This window comes from Sphingomonas caseinilytica (assembly GCF_023516455.1).
In the GTDB taxonomy this organism is placed as follows: Bacteria; Pseudomonadota; Alphaproteobacteria; order Sphingomonadales; family Sphingomonadaceae; genus Sphingomicrobium; species Sphingomicrobium caseinilyticum.
Genome location: NZ_JAMGBA010000002.1, coordinates 834,912 through 857,573, shown reverse-complemented (window position 1 = coordinate 857,573; position 22,662 = coordinate 834,912). Strand labels below are relative to the sequence as shown.

General features: G+C 63.1%; 24 protein-coding genes, 2 tRNA genes and 1 pseudogene. 19 read left to right on the top strand and 8 right to left on the bottom strand.

Features of this window, described 5'->3' with window-relative positions; genetic code table 11:
• Positions 1-2: 2 nt before the first annotated feature.
• Positions 3-896, bottom strand: coding sequence for a non-homologous end joining protein Ku (gene ku, locus LZ496_RS10910; protein WP_249904705.1), 894 nt, complete (start codon positions 894-896; stop codon positions 3-5).
• A 105-nt stretch (positions 897-1,001) separates the two neighbouring features.
• Here ku and LZ496_RS10905 point away from each other — a divergent pair, with 105 nt between their 5' ends.
• The 15 genes and pseudogenes from LZ496_RS10905 to LZ496_RS10835 all read left to right on the top strand — a co-directional run bounded on the left by LZ496_RS10905 (position 1,002) and on the right by LZ496_RS10835 (position 11,908).
• Positions 1,002-1,331, top strand: a complete 330-nt coding sequence (locus LZ496_RS10905; RefSeq protein ID WP_249904704.1) for a hypothetical protein — start codon at positions 1,002-1,004, stop codon at positions 1,329-1,331.
• Between the two features lie 55 nt (positions 1,332-1,386).
• Positions 1,387-1,460: transfer RNA gene (locus LZ496_RS10900), tRNA-Gly, on the top strand.
• Positions 1,461-1,660: 200 nt separating this feature from the next.
• A tRNA-Tyr gene (locus LZ496_RS10895) sits at positions 1,661-1,747 on the top strand.
• Between the two features lie 220 nt (positions 1,748-1,967).
• A pseudogene (locus LZ496_RS14080) lies at positions 1,968-2,135 on the top strand (helix-turn-helix transcriptional regulator); the annotation flags it as partial.
• Between the two features lie 479 nt (positions 2,136-2,614).
• Complete coding sequence (locus LZ496_RS10885) at positions 2,615-2,959, top strand: hypothetical protein (RefSeq protein ID WP_249904702.1); 345 nt, start codon at positions 2,615-2,617, stop codon at positions 2,957-2,959.
• 54 nt (positions 2,960-3,013) lie between these two features.
• On the top strand, positions 3,014-3,433 hold the full coding sequence (locus tag LZ496_RS10880) for a hypothetical protein (protein ID WP_249904701.1): 420 nt from the start codon (positions 3,014-3,016) through the stop codon (positions 3,431-3,433).
• Between the two features lie 34 nt (positions 3,434-3,467).
• A complete protein-coding gene (locus LZ496_RS10875; RefSeq protein WP_249904700.1) occupies positions 3,468-4,469 on the top strand; it encodes an ATP-binding protein in 1,002 nt (333 codons plus the stop codon).
• A gap of 114 nt (positions 4,470-4,583) precedes the next feature.
• Positions 4,584-5,621 (top strand): substrate-binding domain-containing protein, encoded by a 1,038-nt coding sequence (locus LZ496_RS10870; protein WP_249904699.1) that lies wholly within the window; start codon positions 4,584-4,586, stop codon positions 5,619-5,621.
• An 18-nt stretch (positions 5,622-5,639) separates the two neighbouring features.
• A complete protein-coding gene (pstC, locus tag LZ496_RS10865; RefSeq protein WP_249904698.1) occupies positions 5,640-7,022 on the top strand; it encodes a phosphate ABC transporter permease subunit PstC in 1,383 nt (460 codons plus the stop codon).
• Complete coding sequence (gene pstA / locus LZ496_RS10860; RefSeq protein ID WP_249904697.1) at positions 7,015-8,262, top strand: phosphate ABC transporter permease PstA; 1,248 nt, start codon at positions 7,015-7,017, stop codon at positions 8,260-8,262. The genes pstC and pstA overlap by 8 nt, the downstream gene beginning before the upstream one ends.
• 80 nt (positions 8,263-8,342) lie before the next feature.
• Entirely contained in the window at positions 8,343-9,089 is a 747-nt protein-coding gene (gene pstB, locus LZ496_RS10855; RefSeq protein ID WP_249904948.1) for a phosphate ABC transporter ATP-binding protein PstB, read from the top strand.
• Positions 9,090-9,103: 14 nt separating this feature from the next.
• On the top strand, positions 9,104-9,808 hold the full coding sequence (gene phoU / locus LZ496_RS10850; protein WP_249904696.1) for a phosphate signaling complex protein PhoU: 705 nt from the start codon (positions 9,104-9,106) through the stop codon (positions 9,806-9,808).
• Positions 9,808-10,497, top strand: a complete 690-nt coding sequence (phoB, locus tag LZ496_RS10845; RefSeq protein ID WP_249904695.1) for a phosphate regulon transcriptional regulator PhoB — start codon at positions 9,808-9,810, stop codon at positions 10,495-10,497. The genes phoU and phoB overlap by 1 nt, the downstream gene beginning before the upstream one ends.
• Positions 10,498-10,547: 50 nt before the next feature.
• The gene (gene rlmB, locus LZ496_RS10840; protein WP_249904694.1) at positions 10,548-11,288 is read left to right on the top strand and encodes a 23S rRNA (guanosine(2251)-2'-O)-methyltransferase RlmB; all 741 of its coding nucleotides are present in this window, start codon (positions 10,548-10,550) and stop codon (positions 11,286-11,288) included.
• The gene (locus tag LZ496_RS10835; protein WP_249904693.1) at positions 11,288-11,908 is read left to right on the top strand and encodes a DNA-3-methyladenine glycosylase family protein; all 621 of its coding nucleotides are present in this window, start codon (positions 11,288-11,290) and stop codon (positions 11,906-11,908) included. Before rlmB ends, LZ496_RS10835 begins: the two co-directional genes overlap by 1 nt.
• Positions 11,909-11,929: 21 nt before the next feature.
• Here the strand turns inward: LZ496_RS10835 and LZ496_RS10830 are convergent, their stop codons facing one another.
• Positions 11,930-13,183: a hypothetical protein gene (locus LZ496_RS10830; protein ID WP_249904692.1), complete on the bottom strand. Its 1,254-nt coding sequence runs from the start codon at positions 13,181-13,183 to the stop codon at positions 11,930-11,932.
• Positions 13,184-13,387: 204 nt separating this feature from the next.
• On the bottom strand, positions 13,388-13,915 hold the full coding sequence (locus LZ496_RS10825) for a gamma carbonic anhydrase family protein (protein ID WP_249904691.1): 528 nt from the start codon (positions 13,913-13,915) through the stop codon (positions 13,388-13,390).
• 67 nt (positions 13,916-13,982) lie between these two features.
• Between LZ496_RS10825 and LZ496_RS10820 the strand changes: the two genes are divergently transcribed.
• Both LZ496_RS10820 and glpK read left to right on the top strand, forming a co-directional pair.
• Positions 13,983-14,282: a PilZ domain-containing protein gene (locus LZ496_RS10820; protein WP_249904690.1), complete on the top strand. Its 300-nt coding sequence runs from the start codon at positions 13,983-13,985 to the stop codon at positions 14,280-14,282.
• Positions 14,279-15,745 carry a glycerol kinase GlpK gene (glpK, locus tag LZ496_RS10815; protein ID WP_249904689.1) on the top strand — a complete coding sequence of 489 codons (1,467 nt, stop codon included), beginning with the start codon at positions 14,279-14,281 and terminating at the stop codon, positions 15,743-15,745. The genes LZ496_RS10820 and glpK overlap by 4 nt, the downstream gene beginning before the upstream one ends.
• A 284-nt stretch (positions 15,746-16,029) precedes the next feature.
• Here glpK and LZ496_RS10810 read toward each other — a convergent pair whose 3' ends face one another.
• Positions 16,030-17,955, bottom strand: coding sequence for a TIR domain-containing protein (locus LZ496_RS10810; RefSeq protein ID WP_249904688.1), 1,926 nt, complete (start codon positions 17,953-17,955; stop codon positions 16,030-16,032).
• 85 nt (positions 17,956-18,040) lie between these two features.
• Here LZ496_RS10810 and LZ496_RS10805 point away from each other — a divergent pair, with 85 nt between their 5' ends.
• Together LZ496_RS10805 and msrB are read left to right on the top strand one after the other, a co-directional pair.
• Positions 18,041-19,132 carry an NAD(P)H-dependent flavin oxidoreductase gene (locus tag LZ496_RS10805; protein WP_249904687.1) on the top strand — a complete coding sequence of 364 codons (1,092 nt, stop codon included), beginning with the start codon at positions 18,041-18,043 and terminating at the stop codon, positions 19,130-19,132.
• Positions 19,125-19,610: a peptide-methionine (R)-S-oxide reductase MsrB gene (gene msrB / locus LZ496_RS10800; protein ID WP_249904686.1), complete on the top strand. Its 486-nt coding sequence runs from the start codon at positions 19,125-19,127 to the stop codon at positions 19,608-19,610. The genes LZ496_RS10805 and msrB overlap by 8 nt, the downstream gene beginning before the upstream one ends.
• A 29-nt stretch (positions 19,611-19,639) precedes the next feature.
• On the opposite strand, the gene LZ496_RS10795 is transcribed toward msrB, so the two are convergent.
• The 4 genes from LZ496_RS10795 to LZ496_RS10780 all read right to left on the bottom strand — a co-directional run bounded on the left by LZ496_RS10795 (position 19,640) and on the right by LZ496_RS10780 (position 22,376).
• A complete protein-coding gene (locus LZ496_RS10795) occupies positions 19,640-20,608 on the bottom strand; it encodes a formylglycine-generating enzyme family protein (RefSeq protein WP_249904685.1) in 969 nt (322 codons plus the stop codon).
• Positions 20,609-20,911: 303 nt separating this feature from the next.
• On the bottom strand, positions 20,912-21,454 hold the full coding sequence (locus LZ496_RS10790; protein ID WP_249904684.1) for an anthrone oxygenase family protein: 543 nt from the start codon (positions 21,452-21,454) through the stop codon (positions 20,912-20,914).
• Positions 21,455-21,745, bottom strand: a complete 291-nt coding sequence (locus LZ496_RS10785; protein ID WP_249904683.1) for an AzlD domain-containing protein — start codon at positions 21,743-21,745, stop codon at positions 21,455-21,457.
• The gene (locus LZ496_RS10780; RefSeq protein ID WP_249904682.1) at positions 21,738-22,376 is read right to left on the bottom strand and encodes an AzlC family ABC transporter permease; all 639 of its coding nucleotides are present in this window, start codon (positions 22,374-22,376) and stop codon (positions 21,738-21,740) included. The genes LZ496_RS10785 and LZ496_RS10780 overlap by 8 nt, the downstream gene beginning before the upstream one ends.
• Positions 22,377-22,662 lie beyond the last annotated feature (286 nt).

Below are 22,662 nucleotides of genomic sequence, written 5' to 3'. Positions count from 1 at the left end.
GTCTACCGTCGGCCGGCTGCACGCTTCGGAGCGGACTTCTTCGCCGCGGCACGGCGCGGTGCCGGCTTCGCCGCGGTACGCTTGGCCGCTGGCTTCGCCTTCGGCTTGTCGTCGCCAAGACTCTTCTTGAGCGCCGCCATCAGGTCGATGACGTTGGAGCCCTTCGGGACGCGGTCAGGCTCATCGTCCTGGATGACCCGCTTGCCCTTCTTCTTCTGCTTCTCCGCGATCAGCTTCTTCAGGGCGTCGATGTAGCGGTTCTCGAATTCCTTGGCGTCGAAGTCGCTCGACTTCTTGTCGATCAGGCTTTCCGCCATTTCGAGCAGGTCGGCGTCGGGCTTGGCGTCGCCAATGTCGCGAAAATAGCTCGCCGCCTTGTTGACCTCGTCGGCGTAGCGGAGCGTCTCCAGCACCATGCCGCGGCCGCAAGGCTTAAGGCTCACGACATATTCCTGGCCCCGCATTGCGAGCTGGCCAATGCCGACCTTCTTGGTCTTCTTGAGGGCCTCGCGAAGGACGACGAAGGCTTCCTCCGCCAAATCGTCGGCGGGCACCACATAATAGGGCTTGTCGTAATAGATGGGGTCGATGTCGGTCAGGTCGACGAACTGGGTGAGGTCGAGCGTCTTGCGGCTCTCCAGCTTGACCTTCTCGATCTCCTCGGGGTCTAGCAGGACGTAATTGCCCTTCGAAATCTCAAAGCCCTTGAGGATCTCGTCCCGGTCGACCGGCCCAATCCCGGGCACGACCTTTTCGTAGCGGACGCGCTTGCCGCTGGGTTCATGCACCTGGTGAAAGGCGATCGACTTTCCGGATTTGGTGGCGGGATAGATTTCCACCGGGATCGAAACCAGCACCAGCTTGATGATCCCGCGCCAGGTCGGACGCGCAGCCATTCAATATCTCCAAAGCCTGTCCGCGCGATTCAATCGACGGAGCGCGGAGTCGTTCCTTGGCGGCGCAACCGCAATTGCCTAGATTGGGAACAAGAGGGAGCCATCATGTCCAACCCTGCAATCACTGCCGCGCTGATCGCCGCTTCCCGGCAACAGGAAGTCGAAGAGGCCATTGAGGGCCGCCTGACGAAGGCCAAGGCCACCGGGCCGACGAGCGCGGTGGCGCTGGACCTTACTGGCAAGGAAAAGGAACTGCTCGACCAGGCGGTGGCCGAAGGGACGGTCAAGACCACGAGCGACGGGCGCTATTATCTCAACGAGCGCGCCATCGCCGACCGCAAGGAGGGCCAGGGTTTCATGGTCCTGCTGATCCTTCTGGTCGCCGCGTCGATCATGGCTTCGGGGATCGTGCTGGTGAAGATGGCCGGCAACTGACCATTGACGGATCGCTAGGGGCAATGGCAAAGGCCCTCGGCCCGAGGCGCACCGGGCGGGTGTAGCTCAATGGTAGAGCAGAAGCCTTCCAAGCTTACGACGAGGGTTCGATTCCCTTCACCCGCTCCAAATTTTATCAGTCCGGGGGACTGAAAAAATTTGGAGCGCGCGCGAGTATAACGAGCGCGGCGACTGGAGCGCGCAGAGCGAAAGCGAAGCGGCAACAACCTCGTTCAACCCTAGGTTGACAGCGCACCTTCTGGCGGCCACATGGCCCGCCTGCCCGTCATGCTTGCCGGTCCCCGGACTGGCGATGCCTGGCAACACCTGGACAGGTGGCCGAGTGGTTAAAGGCAGCAGACTGTAAATCTGCCGGGCTTCGCCCTACGCTGGTTCGAATCCAGCCCTGTCCACCATCACCCTTCGCCAGCAGCAGAATTCGGCAGTTCGTAAGCTCTGCTGGCGCAGCTCGACAGCTAATCTTGGCAGTCAAGCGTTGGACTTCCTAACCAGCCAACTTGATGCTTGTTAACATCAATCAAAATTTGAGCATTTCTGCGGATTCGACTAAGGGATTTCACGGGGGAGTCTGTTCCAGCACTTGTTCCATGCTCGGAAGGAATATTGGTGCACCTGATGGTGTCTGATCGCGTTGAAGAGCCCGGCCGAATCAATAATCAGGATTCGCCAGTCGCTCGGCTTACTGAAGGCCAGATCGAGTGCCTGCTGTTGGTTGACCGCCATTACAGCAGCAAGGAAATCGCATCCAAGCTGGGGATCAGCCCCCATACGGTCGATCAACGGATCCGGGGCGCCCTGGACAAGCTTGGCGTAGAGCGCCGGGGCGACGCCGCGCGCATGGTCGCGGATGAGCTTCCCGTCGATCACCCCATATATCAGCGTTTGATACATCAATCGCCGTACATCGACCCCGACGCTCGGCAAGGTCAGGAAGACGGCACGGTCCGCACTCAGATTCGGCACGCAGACCGTGCAGGGGGGGCTCAGTCCCCCGGTAACTTGACCGAGCAAAGTCCGGAAGGACGAAGCTCCCCCCTGCAACTGCCGTTTGCAACGAGGAGCCATCCCAGCAATGAGATGAGCGTTGGCCTCCGGCTCGTGTGGATCGTCCTGATCGCAATGGGCGCGACCTTTTCGGCGGGAATGTACCTTGCCGGTCTGGAAAGCCTCTCCAGGATGATCAGCGGCTAGGCCGTCACCTCCAGTCAATATTGCTGATTACGGCCTGGCGCGGGTCTCCTCGCGCCAAGGGGAGATATGCCATGCGCAAACAGATGATCGAAAACGCCGCCTTCGATGTAGCAACCCAGGTTCGCACTGTCGAAGACGCCATTGAGACGGCACTGGCGGAAATCGCCGACCTGCAAGGCCGGATGATCCGCGCCCGAGCGACAATGGGCGTTTCGACCGCAACCGGTCACGAGGCCTTCGAGCAGCTGGCGATCGCGCTTCAGAGCCTGGTCACGGCCCGCGGCGGAATGGCCCACTGCCACATGACCTTGAAGGAAACGACGCAGTTGGTTCCGGGGCTTCGTACCGTCGGATTTGGCGACGCGCAGGAATGCCCGCCGAAAATCGCCCACGCCGACCTCCGCGTCGTCGCCTGATCGGGAAAAGGAATTGACCGGACCACGGACTTCGTGGTCCGGCTTTCCGTCTCTATGCTTGGCGCATTCATCTTCATCCCGCTGTTAGCCGCAGTCTGCTTCTACGCCTGGCTGCGCGGAGGCACCGATGAGCGCATCGTCGCCGCGACCTGCCTTGCCGGTACGCTAGCGACGCTGCTCGCCATCTCGCCGCTCCACCAACGCTATGCAGGCGTCGAGGAAGGCCTGATGCTGGTCGACCTCGCCGTATTGGCCGGATTCGTCGTTGTTGCCCTCCGGTCTGACCGGTTCTGGCCGCTGTGGGTGGCAGGCCTGCAGCTGACGACGTCCATCGGCCATTTGCTTAAGGGCATCGACCAGGACCTGCTGCCGCGCGCTTATGGTGCGGCGCTCCAGTTCTGGAGCTACCCCATCCTCCTCATTCTCGTCGTCGGTACTTATCGGCGCCATCAGCGCGTTCGCCGCTCAGCCTAGCGCAGCGCTCAATCGCCGATTAAGGATCGGCGCCGTGCCGACTGTCGATGTCATTTCCCAGGCCATCCTAGATGCCATCGACGAGCCGGCGCTGATCGTCGGTTCCGGCAAGGTCAAGGGCGCGAACCAGGCGGCGCAGTCGCTGCTCGGCAACATGATCCAGGGCCGCGACCTTCGCTTTGCAATCCGCCACCCCCTGGCGCTGGATACCATCCTGGCCGGCCGGCAGGCGGACCTGGAACTGATCGGGATCGGATCGGCGGAGCGGCCGTGGCATCTGTCGGTACGTCCGGTACCCGGCGGCACGCTGGTGCTGCTGTCCGATCGATCGATCGTCAGGGCCGCCGAGCGAATGCGGACCGATTTCGTGGCCAATGCCAGCCACGAGCTGCGCACCCCCTTGGCAACCATCATCGGCTATGCCGAAACGCTGGGCGAGAATGGCCCGGTCGACGATGAGATGCGTGCGAAATTCGGTGCCACGATCGAGGCCGAAGCGAGGCGAATGCTACGGATCGTCGAAGATCTGATGAGCCTGTCGCGCATCGAGGCCGACCGTTACCGGGTCCCCGGCGAAGAAGTCGACATGGGTGAGATCGCCCGAATCGCGATCGAGCATTCGACGGTCCATGCCGACCGGCGTGGTTGCCGCGTCGAGGCGCGGATCGAGGATCCGGTTCCGATCCTGAAGGGCGACTTTGGCCAGCTCCTCCAGCTCGCCGACAATTTGATCGGAAATGCCATCCGCTATGGCTGCAACGACAAGTGCACCGCGATCACGGTGAAGGTCGCGGGCGATAGCCAGCGGGTCCTGTTCTCCGTCAAGGATGGCGGCGACGGGATCGCACCCGAACATCTGCCGAGGCTCACCGAGCGCTTCTACCGGGTCGATTCGGCGCGCAGCCGCGAGTCCGGCGGTACCGGGCTCGGCCTCGCCATCGTCAAGCATATCGTCGAGCGCCACCGGGGCGAGATGCGGATCGATTCCGCACCTGGGCAAGGCACCGAAGTCAGCATTTCCCTGCCGATCGACTAAATTTCCCGCGACCCCTGTCACGAAACCGTAACAGAACCGTCACAGGGACGCGACGAACTCGGCGCTAGTGGGCGCAGCACGTCGGCTTGAGACCGACCTTATGGGAGTTTGGCGATGAGGAAGATGCTGGTTGCGCTGCCGATGGTGGCGCTGGTTGCGGCCTGCGGATCGGGTGGCGGTAGCGGAAACGCGGCGGCGCAGATGAAGGTCGTCGGATCGTCGACAGTTTATCCCTTCACGACCGCGGTGGCGGAAGTGTTCCAGCGCGCGAACCCGGGATCCAGCGTCATCGTCGAATCGACTGGCACCGGCGCGGGCATCAAGCTGTTCTGCGAAGGCGTTGGCGGCCAGACGCCGGACATGGTCAATGCATCGCGCCAGATGAAGGCCAGCGAGTATGAAACTTGCGCTCAGAACGGGGCCAAGAATGTCATCGAGGTTCCGATCGGCATTGACGGGCTGACCCTGATCCAGGCGAAGGAACAGGCTCCGCTGAATCTCACCGTCGACCAGATCTACAAGGCCCTTGCGGCCGATCCGTTCGGCAAAGGCGCCAACAAGGCACAGACCTGGAAGGACGTCGATCCGTCGCTCCCCGCGACCAAGATTCGCGTGCTTGGCCCGCCGCCGACGTCGGGCACTCGCGACAGCCTGGCCGAGCTGATCCTCACCAAGGGTTGCGAAAGCGATCCGGCGATGAAGGAATTGAAGAAGACGGACGAGGACAAGCACAAGTCGGTCTGCACCAAGATCCGCGAGGACGGCGCCTATGTCGAGGCGGGCGAGAACGACAACCTGCTGGTTCAGAAGGTTTCGGCCGACCCCGGTGCGCTGGGCGTGCTCGGCTTCAGCTTCCTTGAGGAAAATGCCGATCGCGTGAGCCCTGTGTCGATTGCCGGCATTGCGCCGACCGAAGCGACCATCAGCGACCTTTCCTATCCGGGAAGCCGCAAGCTCTACGTTTACGTGAAGGGCGAGCATCTGGCGGCGAAGCCGTCGATCAAGTCGTTCATCGAGGCCTATGCCAAGGCATGGGGTAAGGGCGGTCCGCTCGAGAAGAAGGGCCTGGTTCCGCTTCACGACGCCGAAGCAACGGCAGCGACGGCCCAGGCGACCGGCCTGAAGCCGCTCGATCCTTCGAGCCTCAAGTAAGCAGGAGCGGCGGGCGTCATGACGCTCTCAATTGCGCTCGTCGCAGTCCTGTTGCTGGCGTTCGCCGCCGGCCTCTTTGCCCGTCGCCGGGCAGTGGGGCTGCGCGGCGGGGGCGCCAGGCTGAATAGCCTTCCGGGCTACCACGCATTCTATGTCGCCCTGTGGGCAGCCCTGCCCGCACTGCTTCTGTTGGCGATCTGGACGCCGGTCCAGACCGGCCTCATCGAACAATCGGTATTGTCCTCACCCGTTGGCCAAAAGCTGCCGGCATTCGATCTTGCCCGCGACACCATCCTGACCGAGGCGCGAGAAATTGCGGCTGGTGACCGAGAAGCGGGTTTCAACGCAGAATCTTCCGAGCTCGCCCCCATCTATGACGCCGCCACGAGCCGCTACGCAGCGGTCGGCGGAAGCATCGCCATCGTCTTCGCACTGCTCGGCGCCTTTCTTTCGATGCGTCGCATCGGCGTCGATTTCCGCGCCCGCAGCAGCGTCGAGCGCTGGGTCATGGGGCTTCTGGTCGCCGCCTCGCTGATCGCGATCCTGACGACGCTTGGAATCGTCCTTTCACTGCTTTTTGAATCGCTGCGCTTCTTCCAGCAGGTTCCGATCACCGAATTCCTGTTCGGAACGACCTGGAGCCCACAAACCGCAATCCGTGCCGATCAGGCCGGATCGTCGGGCGCCTTCGGATCCATCCCGCTATTCTGGGGAACCGCCTTCATCGGCGCGATCATCGCGATGATCGTCGCCATTCCGCTCGGCCTGATGAGCGCGATCTTCCTCACCCAATATTCACCGCCGAAGCTTCGGGCCTGGCTAAAGCCGATGCTCGAAATCCTCGCCGGCGTTCCAACTGTGGTCTACGGCTATTTCGCGGCGCTGACCGTGGCGCCGGTGATCCGCGATTTCGGCATCGCCATCGGCGTCAGCTCCGCCTCCAGCGAGAGCGCGCTGGCCGCCGGCCTGGTGATGGGCATCATGATCATCCCGTTCGTGAGCTCGATGGCCGACGACAGCATCGCCGCCGTTCCGCAGGCGATGCGCGACGGCAGCCTGGCGCTGGGCGCGACCAAGTCCGAAACCATCAAGAAGGTGCTGCTTCCAGCCGCTCTCCCGGGCGTTGTCGGCGGCGTCCTGCTGGCCGTCAGCCGCGCGATCGGCGAAACGATGATCGTGGTGATGGCCGCCGGGCTCGCCGCCAACATGACCATCAATCCGTTCGAAAGCGTGACCACTGTCACGACCCAGATCGTCCAGCTTCTGACAGGCGATCAGGAGTTCGACAGCGCCAAGACACTCGCGGCCTTCGCGCTCGGACTGCTGCTGTTCGTGATCACCTTGATCCTCAACCTCATCGCGCTCCGTGTGGTGCGCAAGTATCGGGAAGCATATGAATAGCGCCTCCGCAGCCGCATCCCGCTGGACCGGCGAGGAGATGCAGAAGCGCGTCGCCGGCCGCTATCGCGCGGAGCGTCGATTCCGCTTCTTCGGTTTCTTCGCGATCGGTATCTCCGTTGCGTTCCTCGCCTTCCTGCTGATCACCATGGCCTGGCAGGGCCTGGGCGGGTTCAGCCGGACCGAAGCCAGGCTGACCGTCAACTTCGCGACGTCGGACCTTTTCCTCGAGGAAGCGACGCTTCGCGGACCAGAAGCACAGGAGGCGGTTGCCTCCGCCGGTCTGGAAGGCGTCATCGAGCAAGCCGCGGTCGCCCAGTTCGGCGAAGGCGCCGGCGAGCTGTTCGGCGGCGCCAGCGCCCGCTCCCTGGGCGATCAACTCATCGAAGATCCGTCGCTCCTGACCAAAAAGGCTGAACTGTGGATTCCGCTGTCGTCGAAGGCCGATGTTGCGGCCAAGGGCGAAGGCGATCCGGCGCTGGAAAAGCTATTGGACAAGGTGGACACCAAGCGTGTCTTCAACAGCGAATTCCTGACCGCGTCCGACGCGACCGACGCATCGGTGGTCGGAGTGTGGGGAGCGCTCAAGGGCAGTTTTCTCACCATCCTGGTGACGATGGCCCTTGCATTCCCGATCGGCGTCCTCGCGGCGCTCTACCTCGAAGAATTTGCGCCCCGAAACCGCTGGACCGACATCATCGAGGTTTCGATCAACAACCTCGCCGCGGTGCCGTCGATCATCTTCGGGCTGCTCGGCTTGGCGGTGTTCCTGAACTTCATGCACTTGCCGCGCTCGGCACCTTTGGTCGGCGGCCTCACCCTGGCACTGATGACCATGCCGGTCATCGTCATCGCCGGCCGCAACGCGATCAAGTCGGTCCCGCCTTCGATCCGCGACGCGGCGCTTGGCGTCGGCGCATCCAAGATGCAGGTGGTCTTCCACCATGTGCTTCCGCTCGCGCTGCCCGGCATTCTCACCGGAACGATCATCGGCATGGCCCGAGCTCTGGGCGAGACCGCCCCGCTTTTGATGATCGGCATGCGCGCCTTCATCGCGTCACCGCCCGAAGGCATCACCCAGCCGGCGAGCGTGCTTCCGGTCCAGATCTTCCTCTGGTCCGATGAAGTCGATCGTGGCTTCGTCGAGAAGACCAGTGCGGCCATCATCGTCCTGCTGGTGTTCATGCTGCTGATGAACGGGCTGGCCATTTATCTCCGCAACAAATTCGAGCGTCGCTGGTAGGCAGAATGAAAATGATCGAAACCATCGTTCCCAACCCGACCGAATCCGACGAGCCGTCGGTCGTCGACGGCCCGGCAAAGATGAGCGCTCGCAAGGTCGGCGTCTTCTATGGCGAGAAGCAGGCGTTGAAGGACGTCAGCGTCGACATCCATGACGACAAGGTTACCGCGTTCATCGGCCCATCGGGCTGCGGCAAGTCGACCTTCCTGCGCTGCCTCAACCGGATGAACGACACGATCGCGGGTGCCCGTGTGGTCGGCGACATCGAGCTGGACGGCGACGACATCTATGCGTCCCGAATGGACGTCGTGCAGCTTCGCGCCCGCGTCGGAATGGTGTTCCAGAAGCCGAACCCCTTCCCCAAGTCGATCTATGAGAATGTGGCCTATGGCCCGCGCATTCACGGCCTTGCCGAGAAAAAGGATGATCTCGACGGGATCGTCGAGAAATCGCTGAAGCGTGCAGGCCTGTGGGAAGAGGTCAAGGACCGCCTCCAGGAGAGCGGGACGGCGCTGTCGGGCGGCCAGCAGCAGCGGCTGTGCATCGCCCGAGCCATCGCGGTCGACCCGGAAGTTATCCTGATGGACGAGCCCTGCTCGGCGCTCGATCCGATCGCGACCGCCAAGATCGAGGAGCTGATCCACGAGCTGCGCGGCCGCTATGCGATCGCCATCGTCACCCATAATATGCAGCAGGCCGCGCGCGTTTCGCAGCGGACAGCATTCTTCCACCTGGGCGAGATGGTCGAATATGGCCGCACCAAGGACATCTTCACCAACCCGGTCCAACAGCGCACGCAGGACTATATCACCGGCCGTTACGGCTGATCGGAGAGAGCAACATGGCCACCAGCAGTGGACATACGATCAAGGCGTTTGACGAAGACCTCGACCGACTGCGCGCGCTCATCAGCGAGATGGGCGGACTGGCCGAACATGCCATCCGCGAGTCCATGCGTTGCCTCGTGCAGCATGACCTCGACGGCGCTGCGAAGATCGTCGAGGACGACAAGAAGCTGGACGCGCTGGAGATCGAGACGGAACGCCGAGCGGTCCAGCTGATCGCGCTGCGCGCACCGATGGCCGCCGATCTTCGCGACGTGGTCGCGGCGATGAAGATCTCCAGCGTTGTCGAGCGGATTGGCGACTATGCCAAGAATATTTCCAAGCGCGTCCCACTCCTCGTCGACCGCGATATCGAGCCCGTTTCGCTGATGCCGGAAATGGCCAAGATCGCGACCCAGATGGTTCACGACGTGCTCAACGCCTTTGTCGAGCGCGATGCCGAAACCGCAATCCGGGTGATCGAACGCGACAAGGCGGTCGACGATTTCTACAATTCGATCTTCCGCACGCTGCTGACGTACATGATGGAGAATCCGAACAACATCGGGCAGTCGGCGCACCTCTTGTTCATCGCCAAGAATGTCGAGCGCGTCGGCGATCATGCGACCAATATCGCCGAGATGGTCTATTATGCGGCCACGGGCGAGCACATCACCGATCGCCCGAAGGGCGCCGATGACATGATGGTGGAACAGGCCTGATGTTGCCCAAGCGGCTCCTGCTGGTTGAGGACGACCGGGCGCTGGCCGAGCTGGTCAGCTTCCACTTCGACCGGGCCGGATATGCGGTGACTCGTACCGGCGACGGCGAGGAAGCCTTGATCCTGGCCGAGGAGGTGAAGCCCGACCTCGTCCTCCTCGACTGGATGATCGAGGGGATCAGCGGGATCGAGGTTTGCCGCCGCCTTCGCCGGCGCCAGACCACGGCCAATGTGCCGATCATCATGCTGACAGCGCGGGGCGAGGAAGACGACCGGATCCGCGGCCTCGATACCGGCGCCGACGATTATATGACCAAGCCGTTCAGCCCCAAGGAGCTTGTGGCGCGCGCCGGGGCAGTCCTGCGCCGGGTTCGTCCGGCCCTGGCCGCCGAGGCCCTGTCCTATGCCGGGCTCGACATGGACCTGGTCGCCCATCGAGTTCGGCGGAACGGCGAGCCAATCCAGCTTGGACCAACGGAATATCGTCTGCTGCGCCATTTCCTCGAGAACCCCGGCCGGGTCTTCTCGCGCCAGCAGCTGCTTGAAACGGTTTGGCCACATAGCGAAGACATCGAATTGAGGACCGTCGACGTCCACATCCGCCGCCTGCGTCTCGCGCTTGGTGAGCCCGATCTGGTGCGCACGGTGCGATCTGCAGGATATGCGCTGGACTCCGAGGGGCTGAACTAGCCCTAGCGGCGCTCCTCGCAATGACGAAGAAGCTGCGCTAGGGCGGCGCAATGGCGCGCAAGAACAAAGGCAAGTCCGGCGGCAATCCGAACCGGCCCCGATTCTGGGGCAAGCATGCGGTGGCTGCCGCGCTCGATAATCCCGACCGCAAGGTACTGAAGGCCTGGGCAACCCGCGAGGCAGCGCAGTTCATGCAGTTTCCAAAGGAATTGACGGTCGTGATGGCCGAGGCGCCCGACCTTGGCCGGATGGTCCCGCATGACGCACCCCACCAGGGCGTCGTCATTGAGGTCGAGCCGCTTGAGGAAATCTGGCTTGGCGATGTGCTGGCGGAGGCGCCGGAGAAGGCGGTCCTTCTCGTGCTGGATCAGGTGACCGACCCTCATAATGTCGGTGCGATCCTTAGATCTGCCGCAGCCTTTGGAGTCATCGGCATCGTCACCCAGGATCGGCACGCCCCACCGGAAAGCGGTGCCTTGGCGAAGGCCGCATCCGGCGCGTTGGAGCGGGTTCCGTGGGTCCGCGTCGTCAACCTTGCCCGCGCGCTGGAGGAAATCGCGGAGGCGGGGTTCTGGCGGATTGGCTTGGCCGGTGAAACGAAGACGGAGCTCAAGGACGCTCTAGGCCCGCAGCGGGTTGCACTGGTGCTGGGAGCCGAGGGACCCGGCATGCGGCCCAATACGAGAGAACATTGCGACGCCCTGGCCCGCCTACCTATTTCTGATCAGGTGGAAAGTTTGAACGTTTCGAATGCGGCAGCGGTGGCGCTCTACGCCGCTAGTGTCGCCTGATGGTCCGGACACCTGAATCGCTGGCCGAAAGCCTCAACGCACTCGCCGAGCGCGAAATGGCCTTTGCCAATGTGCTCAAGGCGCACGGCCATCCCGAACCTCGAGCCAACAAGCCGGGTGTTGAAACGCTGCTGAGAACCATCGTCGGCCAGCAGGTCAGCGTCCACGCCGCCCGGTCGATGTGGAACAAGCTTGCCGCAAAGTTCGGACAGCCGATCGACCTCAAGACAATGCTTGCCGCGAGCGACGAGGAAATGCGGGAGGCGGGAATGTCCCGGCAAAAGGCGGGCTATTTGCGAAGCCTCGCCGGACTGGTGCTGTCGGGCGAGCTCGACCTTGCACACCTTCCCGAGGATGACGAGGAAGCGATCGCGCAACTCATTAAGATCAAGGGCATCGGGCGCTGGTCGGCCGAAATATACTTGCTGTTCGCGGAAGGGCGCGGCGACGTCTGGCCCGCGGGCGATCTCGCCGTCCAGATCGAGATCGGCAAGCTGATGGGCCTCGAAGGCAAGCCTACCGAAAAGCAGCTGCGCGAAATGGCGGAGAACTGGCGACCGCACCGCGGGGCTGCAGCGGTTCTCGCCTGGCACAGCTATAATGCTCCGCCGCTGGACTAGCTGCGGGCTAATCCGAAGCTATTAGGCGTTCTGCATTCCGATGCTGTGCGGGCGTGAGCTGAGGCCGCGGAAGATCTTCGGACCCTGGTCGATTCGGAACGGGGCCAGCTTCTCATCTTCTACATTGCCACGGCCCACCAGGAAGCTGGCCGACGCCTGCCCTTCGGTTCCGCCGAAGCGATAGAGGATGTTGAAGCCGATCAGCGGCACGAACAGCTTCCGTCCGCCCGCCTCGAATTGGTGAATCTCATCGAGCGGAAGGCGCGCAACGCTCTTCAGCGAAACGCGGCCAAGCGGCGCGATCAACGTCATGCGGTCGTCGCTTGCGGTCGGATTCTGGAAGAAGGTCGCGATCTCCCGATCCTGCCCGACATGCGCGGTGAACAAATGCCCCTCGACAAGCACCTCGCGAGCGGGGGCGGAGCCGACGTTCGCAATGACGATTTCGAACATGAGCATCACCTCTTTCTCGGTGATGACCACGCGATCGGGCACGAATTCGACATTGAGCTGCGGCTTCAGCTTGCTTGCCACGATGGTCCCATCGCCGGCGGGCTTCGGCGCAGGCGATGGACGAGCCGTTCCTGCCGGAGGTACGGGATCAGCTCGTGGACCAGCCGATGCACCTCCCCGGGAGGGGACCGGATCTGGCCGAGGTTGAGCCCGCGGAAGGTCCGGTTCGGCAATGTCCGGAGCGAGACCGGCAAAGGCCATGCGGCCCGGATCTCCATGACGGCGATCACGATCGCGGCGGCTCCAGAACAGGAACGCGCCTCCGCCGATCAGCGCGACAAGCGCCGCCAGCCAGGGCCATGAAATAAGCCCGCCGCCCGTATTCGACGCAGTGGGGGCAAGGCCGGGATCGATCGCATCGGGTTGCGGAGCAGGATCAGTCGTCACTTCAAGCGGTAACGACGGCGTCAGGGGACGCCCGTTGGCGGCAACACCTGCCGGCAAAGCCGTTCTGCCACTGACGGTGACGGGGGCCGCGCGTTGCGCCAGATTGCGGCCGGGCGCTGGAGAAGGAGCCGCTGCCTCGGCGGGCACGGCCTCACCGCGGCGCGGTTGCGCGGTCGCCGTATCCACCGGCTGCGCAGCGGTTGCCGCCGGCCGGTCCGCAGGCCGGGTGACCGTTCCCTGGAGGTTGAAGTCGCGAAGCTGGGACGGGCCGATCGTTTCGGCCGATGGCGGCGGCGCCGCGGTCACATCGATTGGGGCATCCGTGCTTTGCGCGCCAACAGGCGCCGCCAAGGCGAGCGCGAGCGCGGCGGCCATGCCGCCAAATCCTCCAATCGTCATGCGGCGCAATGCCGTCATTCTCCCCCACCCTGCTGTTGCTGGATAAGCAGCCCGTCTGTCCCCACGACCGGCGCCATGTAGGGCGCTATTGGCGATAAACCAGTGCCGAGACAAGCATTTCCGGGCTGAGCCGATGCTTAACGCGCGTCGACCGGTACCGATTTGCATCGCTTTCGATGGCTACGGATCGATGGCCCGCAGTCCATTGGCATAGCGTGCGGCCTTCTCCGCATAGTGCGCGGCCGACAACCGAAGCAGCTCGACCTGTTCATCGCTGAGCTGACGAACGGCCCGTGCCGGCGATCCCACGATGAGACTTCGGGGTTCGAAACGCTTGCCCTCCGTCACCAGTGCCCCGGCGCCGACGATACATTGCGCCCCGATCACCGCCCCATTGAGGATTCGGGCACCCATCCCGACCAGCGCCTCATCCTCAATCGTGCACCCGTGAAGGATCGCCTGATGACCGACGGTGACCCGCGCTCCGATGGTCAGCGGCGCACCAGGGTCGGAATGGCCGACGGCGCCATCCTGGAAATTGCTTTCCTCGCCCAGCAAAATGGGTGTGTTGTCCGCCCGAATAATCGAGCCGAACCAGACACTGGCCCGTGCTCCCAGACGAACGTCGCCAATGAGATCGGCCGACGGTGCGACCCAGGCACCCTGGCCCAGCGTCGGTGAAATTCCATCCATTTCGAATAGTGACATCGCAGCAAGCTAGCGCGGGAAGCGTCGGGGGGCTACTGTGGGCCGAGCCAAATCGCGGGGGACAACCATGCAGAGTCATGGACGCAAGGCAGAACGCATCCCATTGCAGGCGGATATCGATTTCCGCCGCACCGGCGAGCATCGCTGGAAAGTCAACGTCGTCGACATTTCGCCGCAGGGCTGCAGGGTCGAACTGCCAGTCCGCGTGAAAGTGGACGACTTGATCTGGGTCACCTTCCCGGGCCTTGAAGCGATTCAGGGTAAGGTCTGCTGGGTGGACGAATGGGTAGCGGGGATTGAATTCAAGAATCCGCTTCACGCAGCGGTATTCGACATGGTCGAGCAGCGGATGCGCCGCGGCGAGTGACCGACTTCATCCTGGTCATTGACGAGGGGACAACCTCGACTCGGGCCATGCTGTTCCGGGCGGACGGCACTATCGCAGGGACCGCCCAACGACCGCTGACCCAGCATTACCCCGAGCCCGGCCACGTCGAGCATGACGCCGCGGAGATCTGGAACAGCAGCCTGGCCGTCGCCCGCGAAATGGTTGCGACGGCGGGCGGCGCGGAGGCGATCGCCGCCATCGGCATCACCAACCAGCGCGAAACAGTCGTTGCATGGGATCGGTCGACTGGGCGGCCGTTTGGGACCGCATTGGTCTGGCAGGACCGCCGCACAGCCGACCGCTGCAAGGCACTGGTCACCGCTGGACTGGAGCCGATGATCCAGCAGCGGACCGGACTTCTGCTCGATCCCTATTTCAGTGCGACGAAGATGGAGTGGATGCTGGTCAACCGGCCGGACGTCCTCGCGGCGGGAGAGAGGTTAGCCTTCGGGACGATCGATTGCTGGTTGATGTGGAATCTGACCGGCGGCACGACCCATGCCACCGATGCCAGCAACGCCAGCCGCACGATGCTGATGGCGCTGGACGCCAAGGGCTGGGACCCGCAGCTTTGCGAGCAGTTTGGCATCGATGCAGGCAGCCTGCCTGAAATCGTCGATTGCCTCGGACAAATCGGCGAAACCGATCCTTCGCTGTTCGGTCGGTCGATCCCGATCTGCGGCATGGCCGGCGACCAGCAGGCGGCGACCATCGGCCAAGGCTGTCTCGACGCAGGTCACACCAAGGCGACGTTCGGAACCGGAGCATTTGTCCTGACCAACAGCGGGATGGAGCCGCTACATTCGTCCCATCGCCTGCTGTCGACCGTCCTTTTCCAGGAAGAAGGGAGGCGGAGCTACGCGCTGGAAGGCAGCGTCTTCGTCGCCGGAAGCCTGATGCAATGGCTCCGCGATTCGGCAAACCTGCTCGTCAGTGCCCCGGAAAGCGAAGCGCTGGCAGCCTCCGTACCGGACAATGGCGGGGTCTATATGGTGCCGGCGCTCTCGGGGCTGGGCGCTCCGCACTGGCGGCCCGAAGCCAGGGGGCTGATCAAGGGCATCAGCTTCGCAACCACCCGGGCGCATCTCGTGCGGGCGGCACTCGAGGCGCAAGCGCACCAGATCCACGACCTGATGAAGGCGTTCGAGGCGGACGGCGTGAGATGGGAGCGGCTTCGCATCGACGGCGGCATGGTCGCCAACAACTGGCTGGCACAGGACCTGGCCGACATATTGGACCTGGAGGTCGAACGGCCGAGCATGGTGGAAACCACGGCTCTCGGGGCGGCCATGCTGGCAGCGGTCGGAGCCGGGATCCATCCCAACCTGCCCGCGGCGGCAGGGGCCATGGATAGCGAAGTCACCTGTTTCGAGCCGAGGATGCCGAGCGCCGAGCGCGAACGGCGACTGGCCGGTTGGAGCGACGCGCTGAGCCGCGTTTGAACGACGAACGGCCCCGCCCGGCCTGGAGCCGGGCGAGTCAGGAATTCGGCAAATGGACTAGTCTACTTAGCGGGTATCGCCGCTTGATGTCCTGGGACTGCGCGTATCGCCGCTCGACGTCCTGGGGCTACGGGTATCGCCACTGCTCGATGACGGGGCAAGTGCCTGTTCGCCATCGCCAGTGGGAGTGGACCCGCGTTGCTGCTTGGCCATCCTAGTCTTCCTTCCCTCGCTTGGGATGCCCGATTGTCGCATGGAAGCTTGGTTAACGATAGCCTGCGACCTCAGTTGAGGTTCAACTCCCTGATAAGCTTGGAAAATCCGACATGCTTTCGGATCGGATCGAGCAAGGGGTCCGTCGCAAGATAGATGAGCCCCGAGTCGCCGACCTGCCTCGCTCGCTCGAGCCTGGCGACCGCTTCGTCGGCACTTCCCCATTGGGCAAGGACCTGCGCCTGTTGGTAAAGCGATGCGTCGCCCATTTCCTTGACGAGATCGGCCATCGCCTTGTCGGCCTCGGCCTTATCGCCCAGCTTGTGATCGACGATCGCAAGGCCCGACAGGCGGAAGAAGTTGGTTGGCTCCGCATCAAACTCCGCGCGGGCTTCCTTCAGTTTTCCAAGTTGCATCAGGCAGTAGCCGAGAAAGGCGTGGGCGTTGCTGATCTTGGGATTGAGCTCCAGCGCCCGGTGGAGCGGCGGCAAGGCGTCGGCGTAGAGCCGTGCGGCATAATCGATTGAGCCGGCGGCGCGGTGAACTCGCGCGTTCAGCGGATCGAGAACGAGCGCCCGTTCGATGGCGGCATGCGCCTGGTCTGGAAGGCCGGCTCGCGAACAATAAAGGGCATAGAGAAGGATGATGTCCGCGTTGCCGCGGCCAAGCTGGTAAGCCCGCTCATAGGAGGGGCGCGCACCCTTGACGTCCAGGTGACCGGTGAAAAGCACGAAGCCGAGCGCCAGCTGGGCGTCGGCAAGATTGGGTGCCAATTCGACCGCACGCCGCGCGGCCGCGGTCGACTCCGCATAAAGCGGCTTCAATTCGTTCGCCTTGCCATATTCGGCGGCGATGGACGCGAGCACCCGTGAACGGGCGGCATGGGCCATCGCGAAATCTGGATCTGCCGCGATCGCGACATCGTAATTGGCAAGCGCCTGGCGATCGCTCTCCTCGTCCTTTGCCAGATGATAGAGGGACTTGCCCTGCAGATAATGATCATAGGCTTCGGCATTCTTCGTGCCGCCCGGCACCGGCTCGTCGGTCGCGATCTGGATCGACAGCGCCTCCGCGACCATGTGCGCAATCTCGCCCTGCAGCGCCAAAATGTCGTTTAGCCGTCGATCGACGGTCGTCGACCACATGCTGAAGCCAGTCTTGCCGTCGGTCAGTTCGGTCGAAATCCGGAACAGGTCGCCCGATTTGCGAACGGACCCTCCCAGCAGATAGCCGACCCCCAGCTTCTTCGCGACCGCCTGAAGATCGTCTTCATCCTCGCCTGCCCGTTCCGACGATGCCGCCGCCATTACCCTCAATTCGTCCAGCTGGATCAGCGCGGCTCGAATTTCCTCGGTCAGGCCTTCCGCGAAATATTCCTGCGAACTGTCGCCGCTCAAATTCTTGAACGGCAGCACCGCGATGCTGGATTCGTCAGCCTTGCCGCCGAACAGCCCGCGATCGATGGCGAGGTAAGCGCCGCCGCCGACGATGGCCGCCGCTGCGCCTGCCCCTCCGATCAGAGCGGCGCGGCGCGACACCCCACGTTGGCGGGTCCGAACGGCCGGAGCGGGCGCCCCCGAACAGGAGGAAATCGCACGCTCCAATGCCTCGAACTGAGGTGAATCGCGGCGGCCGCGCCAGCTGCGGAACTTGATCACCTGATATTGGCGGAAGCCGAGCGGCGGACGCGCCCCGTCGAGGGAAATCGGGATCAGGCATTGCCGGTCGCGGCCTAGCGCCGCCTCGTCGCGAACCCAGTCGGACTCGACCGAATTGGCCGACCACATGACGATCACGGCATCGGCGGTTTCCAGTGCCGATCCGATCGATCGGGCATAAGCCGCGCCACCTTCGATGAGCGCGTCCCACCAGACCGTATAGCCGGCCTCCTCAAGCAAGGTTGCGATACGCCGGGCCTTCGCGTCGTCAGCATGGGAATAGCTGAGGAACAGCGTCGCGCGCTTGGAATCTGACGGCTCTGACGGCTCGTTCTGCATCCGCACCCCCAGCGAAGGCGAAACGCTAGCGAAAAGCGATGATGCTGGCGAGTCCGCCGCGAGGAGCGCTAAACGGACTCAACTAATGGCTCACTCCCGTCTTCTCGACCGGATCGGCATAGCCCTACCGATCATCCAGGCCCCGATGGCGGGCGTCTCCACGCCGGCAATGGCGGCAGCGGTCAGCGAGGCAGGCGGACTTGGATCGATTGCTGTCGGCGCAACCGACGCGGCCGGAGCGGAGGTAATGATCGCCGAGGTGCGCGAGCGGACCGCGCTACCCTTCAACGTCAATTTGTTCTGTCACCGGCCGGCTCAAGCCAACGCGGAGATCGAAAGTCGCTGGATCGAGCGCTTCCGGCCCCGGTTCGCGGAGTTTGGCGCGCTGCCCCCTGCCAAGCTCACGGAGATCTATCGCAGCTTCGTCGGGGATGAGGAGATGTTCAGCCTTCTCATCAAGGTTCGGCCGGTGGTCGTCAGCTTTCACTTTGGACTGCCGCGCCGCGAGTGGTGCCATTCACTCCGGGACGCGGGGATCATCCTGTTGGCCACTGCGACAAGTGTTGCCGAAGCCCGCGCGGCAGCGGACGCCGGCGCCGACGCCATCGTCGCGCAAGGATGGGAGGCCGGCGGGCACCGCGGGATGTTGGATCCCGACGCGAAAGACGAACGGCTGCCTGCACTGGATCTTGTCCACTTGATTCTCGGCGAGCTCGATATCCCGGTAATCGCGGCGGGAGGAATCATGGACGGCGCCGGCATTGCTCGCGCCCTCGAAGTCGGAGCCTGCGCGGCGCAGCTGGGGACCGCATTCATCGCCTGCGATGAGAGCGCGGCGGATCAAGCCTTCCGGGCGGCTTTGGTCAGCCCTGCGGCGCATAAAACCGTGATGACGCGTGCTATTTCCGGGCGTCCGGCGCGCTGTCTCGCCAACCGATTCACCGCGCTTGGTCAAAACATCGCGGACAGCGAAATCCCCGCCTATCCGATCGCGTACGATCTCGGAAAGGCGTTGAACTCGGCGGCCAAGGCTCGCGGCGAATATGGCTTTGGCGCACAGTGGGCCGGAGAAGGTGCGCCGCGATTCCGGTCAATGCCGGCAGGCAAGCTCGTCGAGGTACTTGCAGCCGAACTGCGCCAGACCAACATTCCAGTCGAAGGGAATTGCCATGAATGACGTCGCCGCAACTGTATTCGATCTTACCCGGCCGACCGACGACCAACTGCAGCAACTAGCCGCGGACCTGACCGATGAGGAGCGCCACGTGCTGCTGGAGCATGGCACCGAGGCGCCGTTCTGCGGCGTGTTCCTCCATGAGAAGCGCGAGGGCGTCTACAATTGCCGGCTATGCGGGCTGCCGCTGTTCACCGCGGGCGACAAATTCGAAAGCGGGACCGGATGGCCCAGCTTCACCACGCCTTTCGCGGAAGATCATCTGACTTACATCCGCGACACCAGTTACGGGATGATCCGCACCGAAATCGTCTGCGCACGATGCGGCGCCCATCAAGGCCACGTCTTCCCCGACGGCCCGCCGCCGACGGGCGAGCGCTATTGCATCAACTCCGTCTCGCTGGCGTTCACGGCCAATGGCGACCCGCTACCCGACAAGCTCGACAGGGGCGCCCCCGAAGGCGAGCCCTTGCCCGGCTAGACACCTCAATAGCCGAGGGACCGCGACAGCTACTTGGCCCGCGCGGCGGGCTTTATGGTCTTCGCCACCCGGATGCCGATGGAATCGTCGATATCCGTTGGGCGGTAGCGGTACCTTTCCGCCGACCGAACTTGCCTCGGCTGCGATCCCCAGGAGCCGCCCCGCACCATCTTCTTGGTGCAATCGCCACCTTCTGAAGCACCGTCAGGCCGTATTCCCGCATAGGACGGCGTCGCGCAGTCCGCGGTCCATTCGCCCATATTGCCGAGCATGTCATAAACGCCGAAGGCGTTGGGCTTGAACGACCCGACCGGGGCGGTGTTGACGAAGCCGTCCGAACAGGCCGCATAAGGAACCTGCTCTCCCTGATAGAGATTGCCCTTCTTCCCCAATATCTGTTCGTCATAGCCGTTCATGTGCGTGCAGCCGTCATGAATGCTTGGTCCCCAAGGGTAGGCGGTCGTCGAACCGGCCCGCGCGACATATTCCCACTCGGCTTCGGCAAGGAGGCGGTAGCCGCCACCGGTTTGGCTGTTCAGCCAGCCCACATAAGCCATCGCATCGTTCCAGCTGACGCATGCGGCCGGGTGATTGTCGTCCTGCTCAAATCCCGGGTCTTCGACGTTCGTTTGCTCGTCTGCAGCCCAGGTGCCCGGCTTCCGGCGATCGGTAATGCAGCCGCCGCTGATGGGGTGACCGCTTTGACGGAGAAATGCCTGATACTGCGCGCGTGTTATCTCGAACCGGCTGACCGCAAAGGGCTGGGCAAAAACGATCTCGGTCTGCGGGCCCTCATCCTGCCCGCGGCCAGGTTCTTGTGCCGGCGAGCCGATCAGGAACCGGCCTGCCGGGATAACGACCATCTCCGGGCAAGCATCGCAATCCCGGAACTGCGATGGCGCTGAAGCGGGCGCATTCTTCTTCGTGTTCGAGCTCGCCGCCAGTGACGACGAGCTGAAGCCCAGCAATATCAAGCAACCAAGCAAATGCGCCTTCATCCAAGATCCTTCGGTTCAACCAAAATCGGTTCGATGCCCCGGCCAGCTGGTTTACTGCGCGAACCTGCCCGGTCTTCCGAAGAATTTGCTGAGTATGGGCGCAAGCTATTCGCCAACCTGTCCTTGGCATGGTGCGACGGACCTGACGCGAGCAACCGGGGGCAAAATGGTCATAGGCGCCCGTCCGCCGCATCCAGATCATCCGCCGAGGATGGGCTCAATGGAACGCCAATTGGTGCCAGACTTCGAAGATAAGCTGCCATCCTTGCGCTTCGATCCGGCGGGATCCAGCGCGCTCGGGCGCTAGACGGGCCTTCTCAGCACGACCGCCAATAGTAGCATCGCCGAGGAACCGGCGGCCGCAAGACCCCGGACGGAGTTCCAAATCGTCCAGTCGCGCACATATTCCTTCCACCTGGAAACGTCGTCGCCCCGGAACTCGTCAAGCTTCACGTTCAGCGGAACATTGAAGAGCATCGTCACGCAAAGCGTGCCAACGAGGTAAAGCAAGCAGGACCCGACAATGAGCTTGCCGGACGCACCCTTAAGCGACGGCTCAAAGTAGAGCATGACAACCATCAGCAGGCCGGTGCCCATCAAAACGATGAGGAAGCTTGAATTCAAAACGGTCGCGTTGATCTGCTTCATCGCCAGCATTCCGCCCGGCCCGTCAATCTTCTCGAGCGCCGGCATCACGAACGACGAGAATGCGAAGAAGGCACCTCCGACGCATCCGGCGCCCAAGATCACCGCAATCTCCAGAAGGGAGAGCGGCTTTAGATGATCGCCCAGCAAGGCCGAGAATGATCGGAGTTCACTGGCTGAAAATTGAGATATCCGGTTCACCTAGAGCAAGCTCCTTAGAGCGGACGTCGCAAGGACCGCGACGACCATGCTTACGAGGACATTTCCAGTGAGGCGCATGACGGCCATCGCGGCCGCAGTCGCGACCCACACAGGCCAGCTGAGTTGCGCCAGCCCGACGACCAGCAATGAAGCGATGATGGCGATCGACGCCGTGTCCAGGAACGCCTTCGCGCGTTCGTCGAGCGCAGCCTTGCGCGCCACAACCAGGCCAGCGATGCGCGTCGCATAGGCAGCTAGCGCCATCCCGAACAAGGCAAGCGCGTCAGTCACGGCGGCTCCAAAGAGTCATCAGCGCGACCGGAACCCCTGCCAATATGGCCCAATGCGGCTCGAGGAATTGAAGCGCCACCAGGGACGCCAGGCCCGCCGGAATTGCCGGATGGATTCGCGCTCCGCCTCCCGGCATCGCCAGCAGCAGGGCGCCAAAAAAGGCGGGTATGATCGCGTCGAGGCCAAAGCGCGTCGACGTTTCCGGATCCACTTCCGCAACCAATCCCAACCAGGTTCCGGCAACCCACACGGCCCAGATCAGCAGGCCACCCCCGATGAGGTGCATCAGCGCGGCCTTACCGGTCAGTCCGCTGGCACGCGTCGCCGCCCAGTTCGCATCGAACAGGAAGGCGGAGCCAAGCGCGATTTCGCGGGAGCTGGTGCCCTTCAATTGAGGAGCCATGCTGGCGCTCATCACGAGGTAGCGCGCGTTGGCCACGAAGGTGATCATCACCAGGGGCCAAAGCAAATTCTGGGTCCAAACGGACAGCGCGGAGAATTGCGCGGTACCGGCGCAAACCAGGATGCTCATCGCAAGCGCACTGGTTGCGGAAACACCTGCGGCCGTCGAAGCGGCGCCGAATGCAATGCCGAAAAACAGGACAGCTGGGCTGGCGGCGAGCGAGTCCACTGCGCCTGCACGCAAGTCTCGCAATTGGATCTCGGAATAAGCCACGACAATCAGTTCATTGAGCAGTCTAGGATCGCCAGCGCGGCGCCCTGGCATCAATTTCATGGCAGGATGAGCGTTGGAACATCAGATCCTGCCGGACTTCGAAGCTTTCCCGCCACATCCCACCGACCTGATCGTAAGGTCGGGACAAATCTATCAAATCTTGCCTATTTTGCCGTGAAAACTGCCATTCCGATGCCAATTCAAGGAAGGCGCCATTGGCGGAATTCGATGAAAGGCGCAT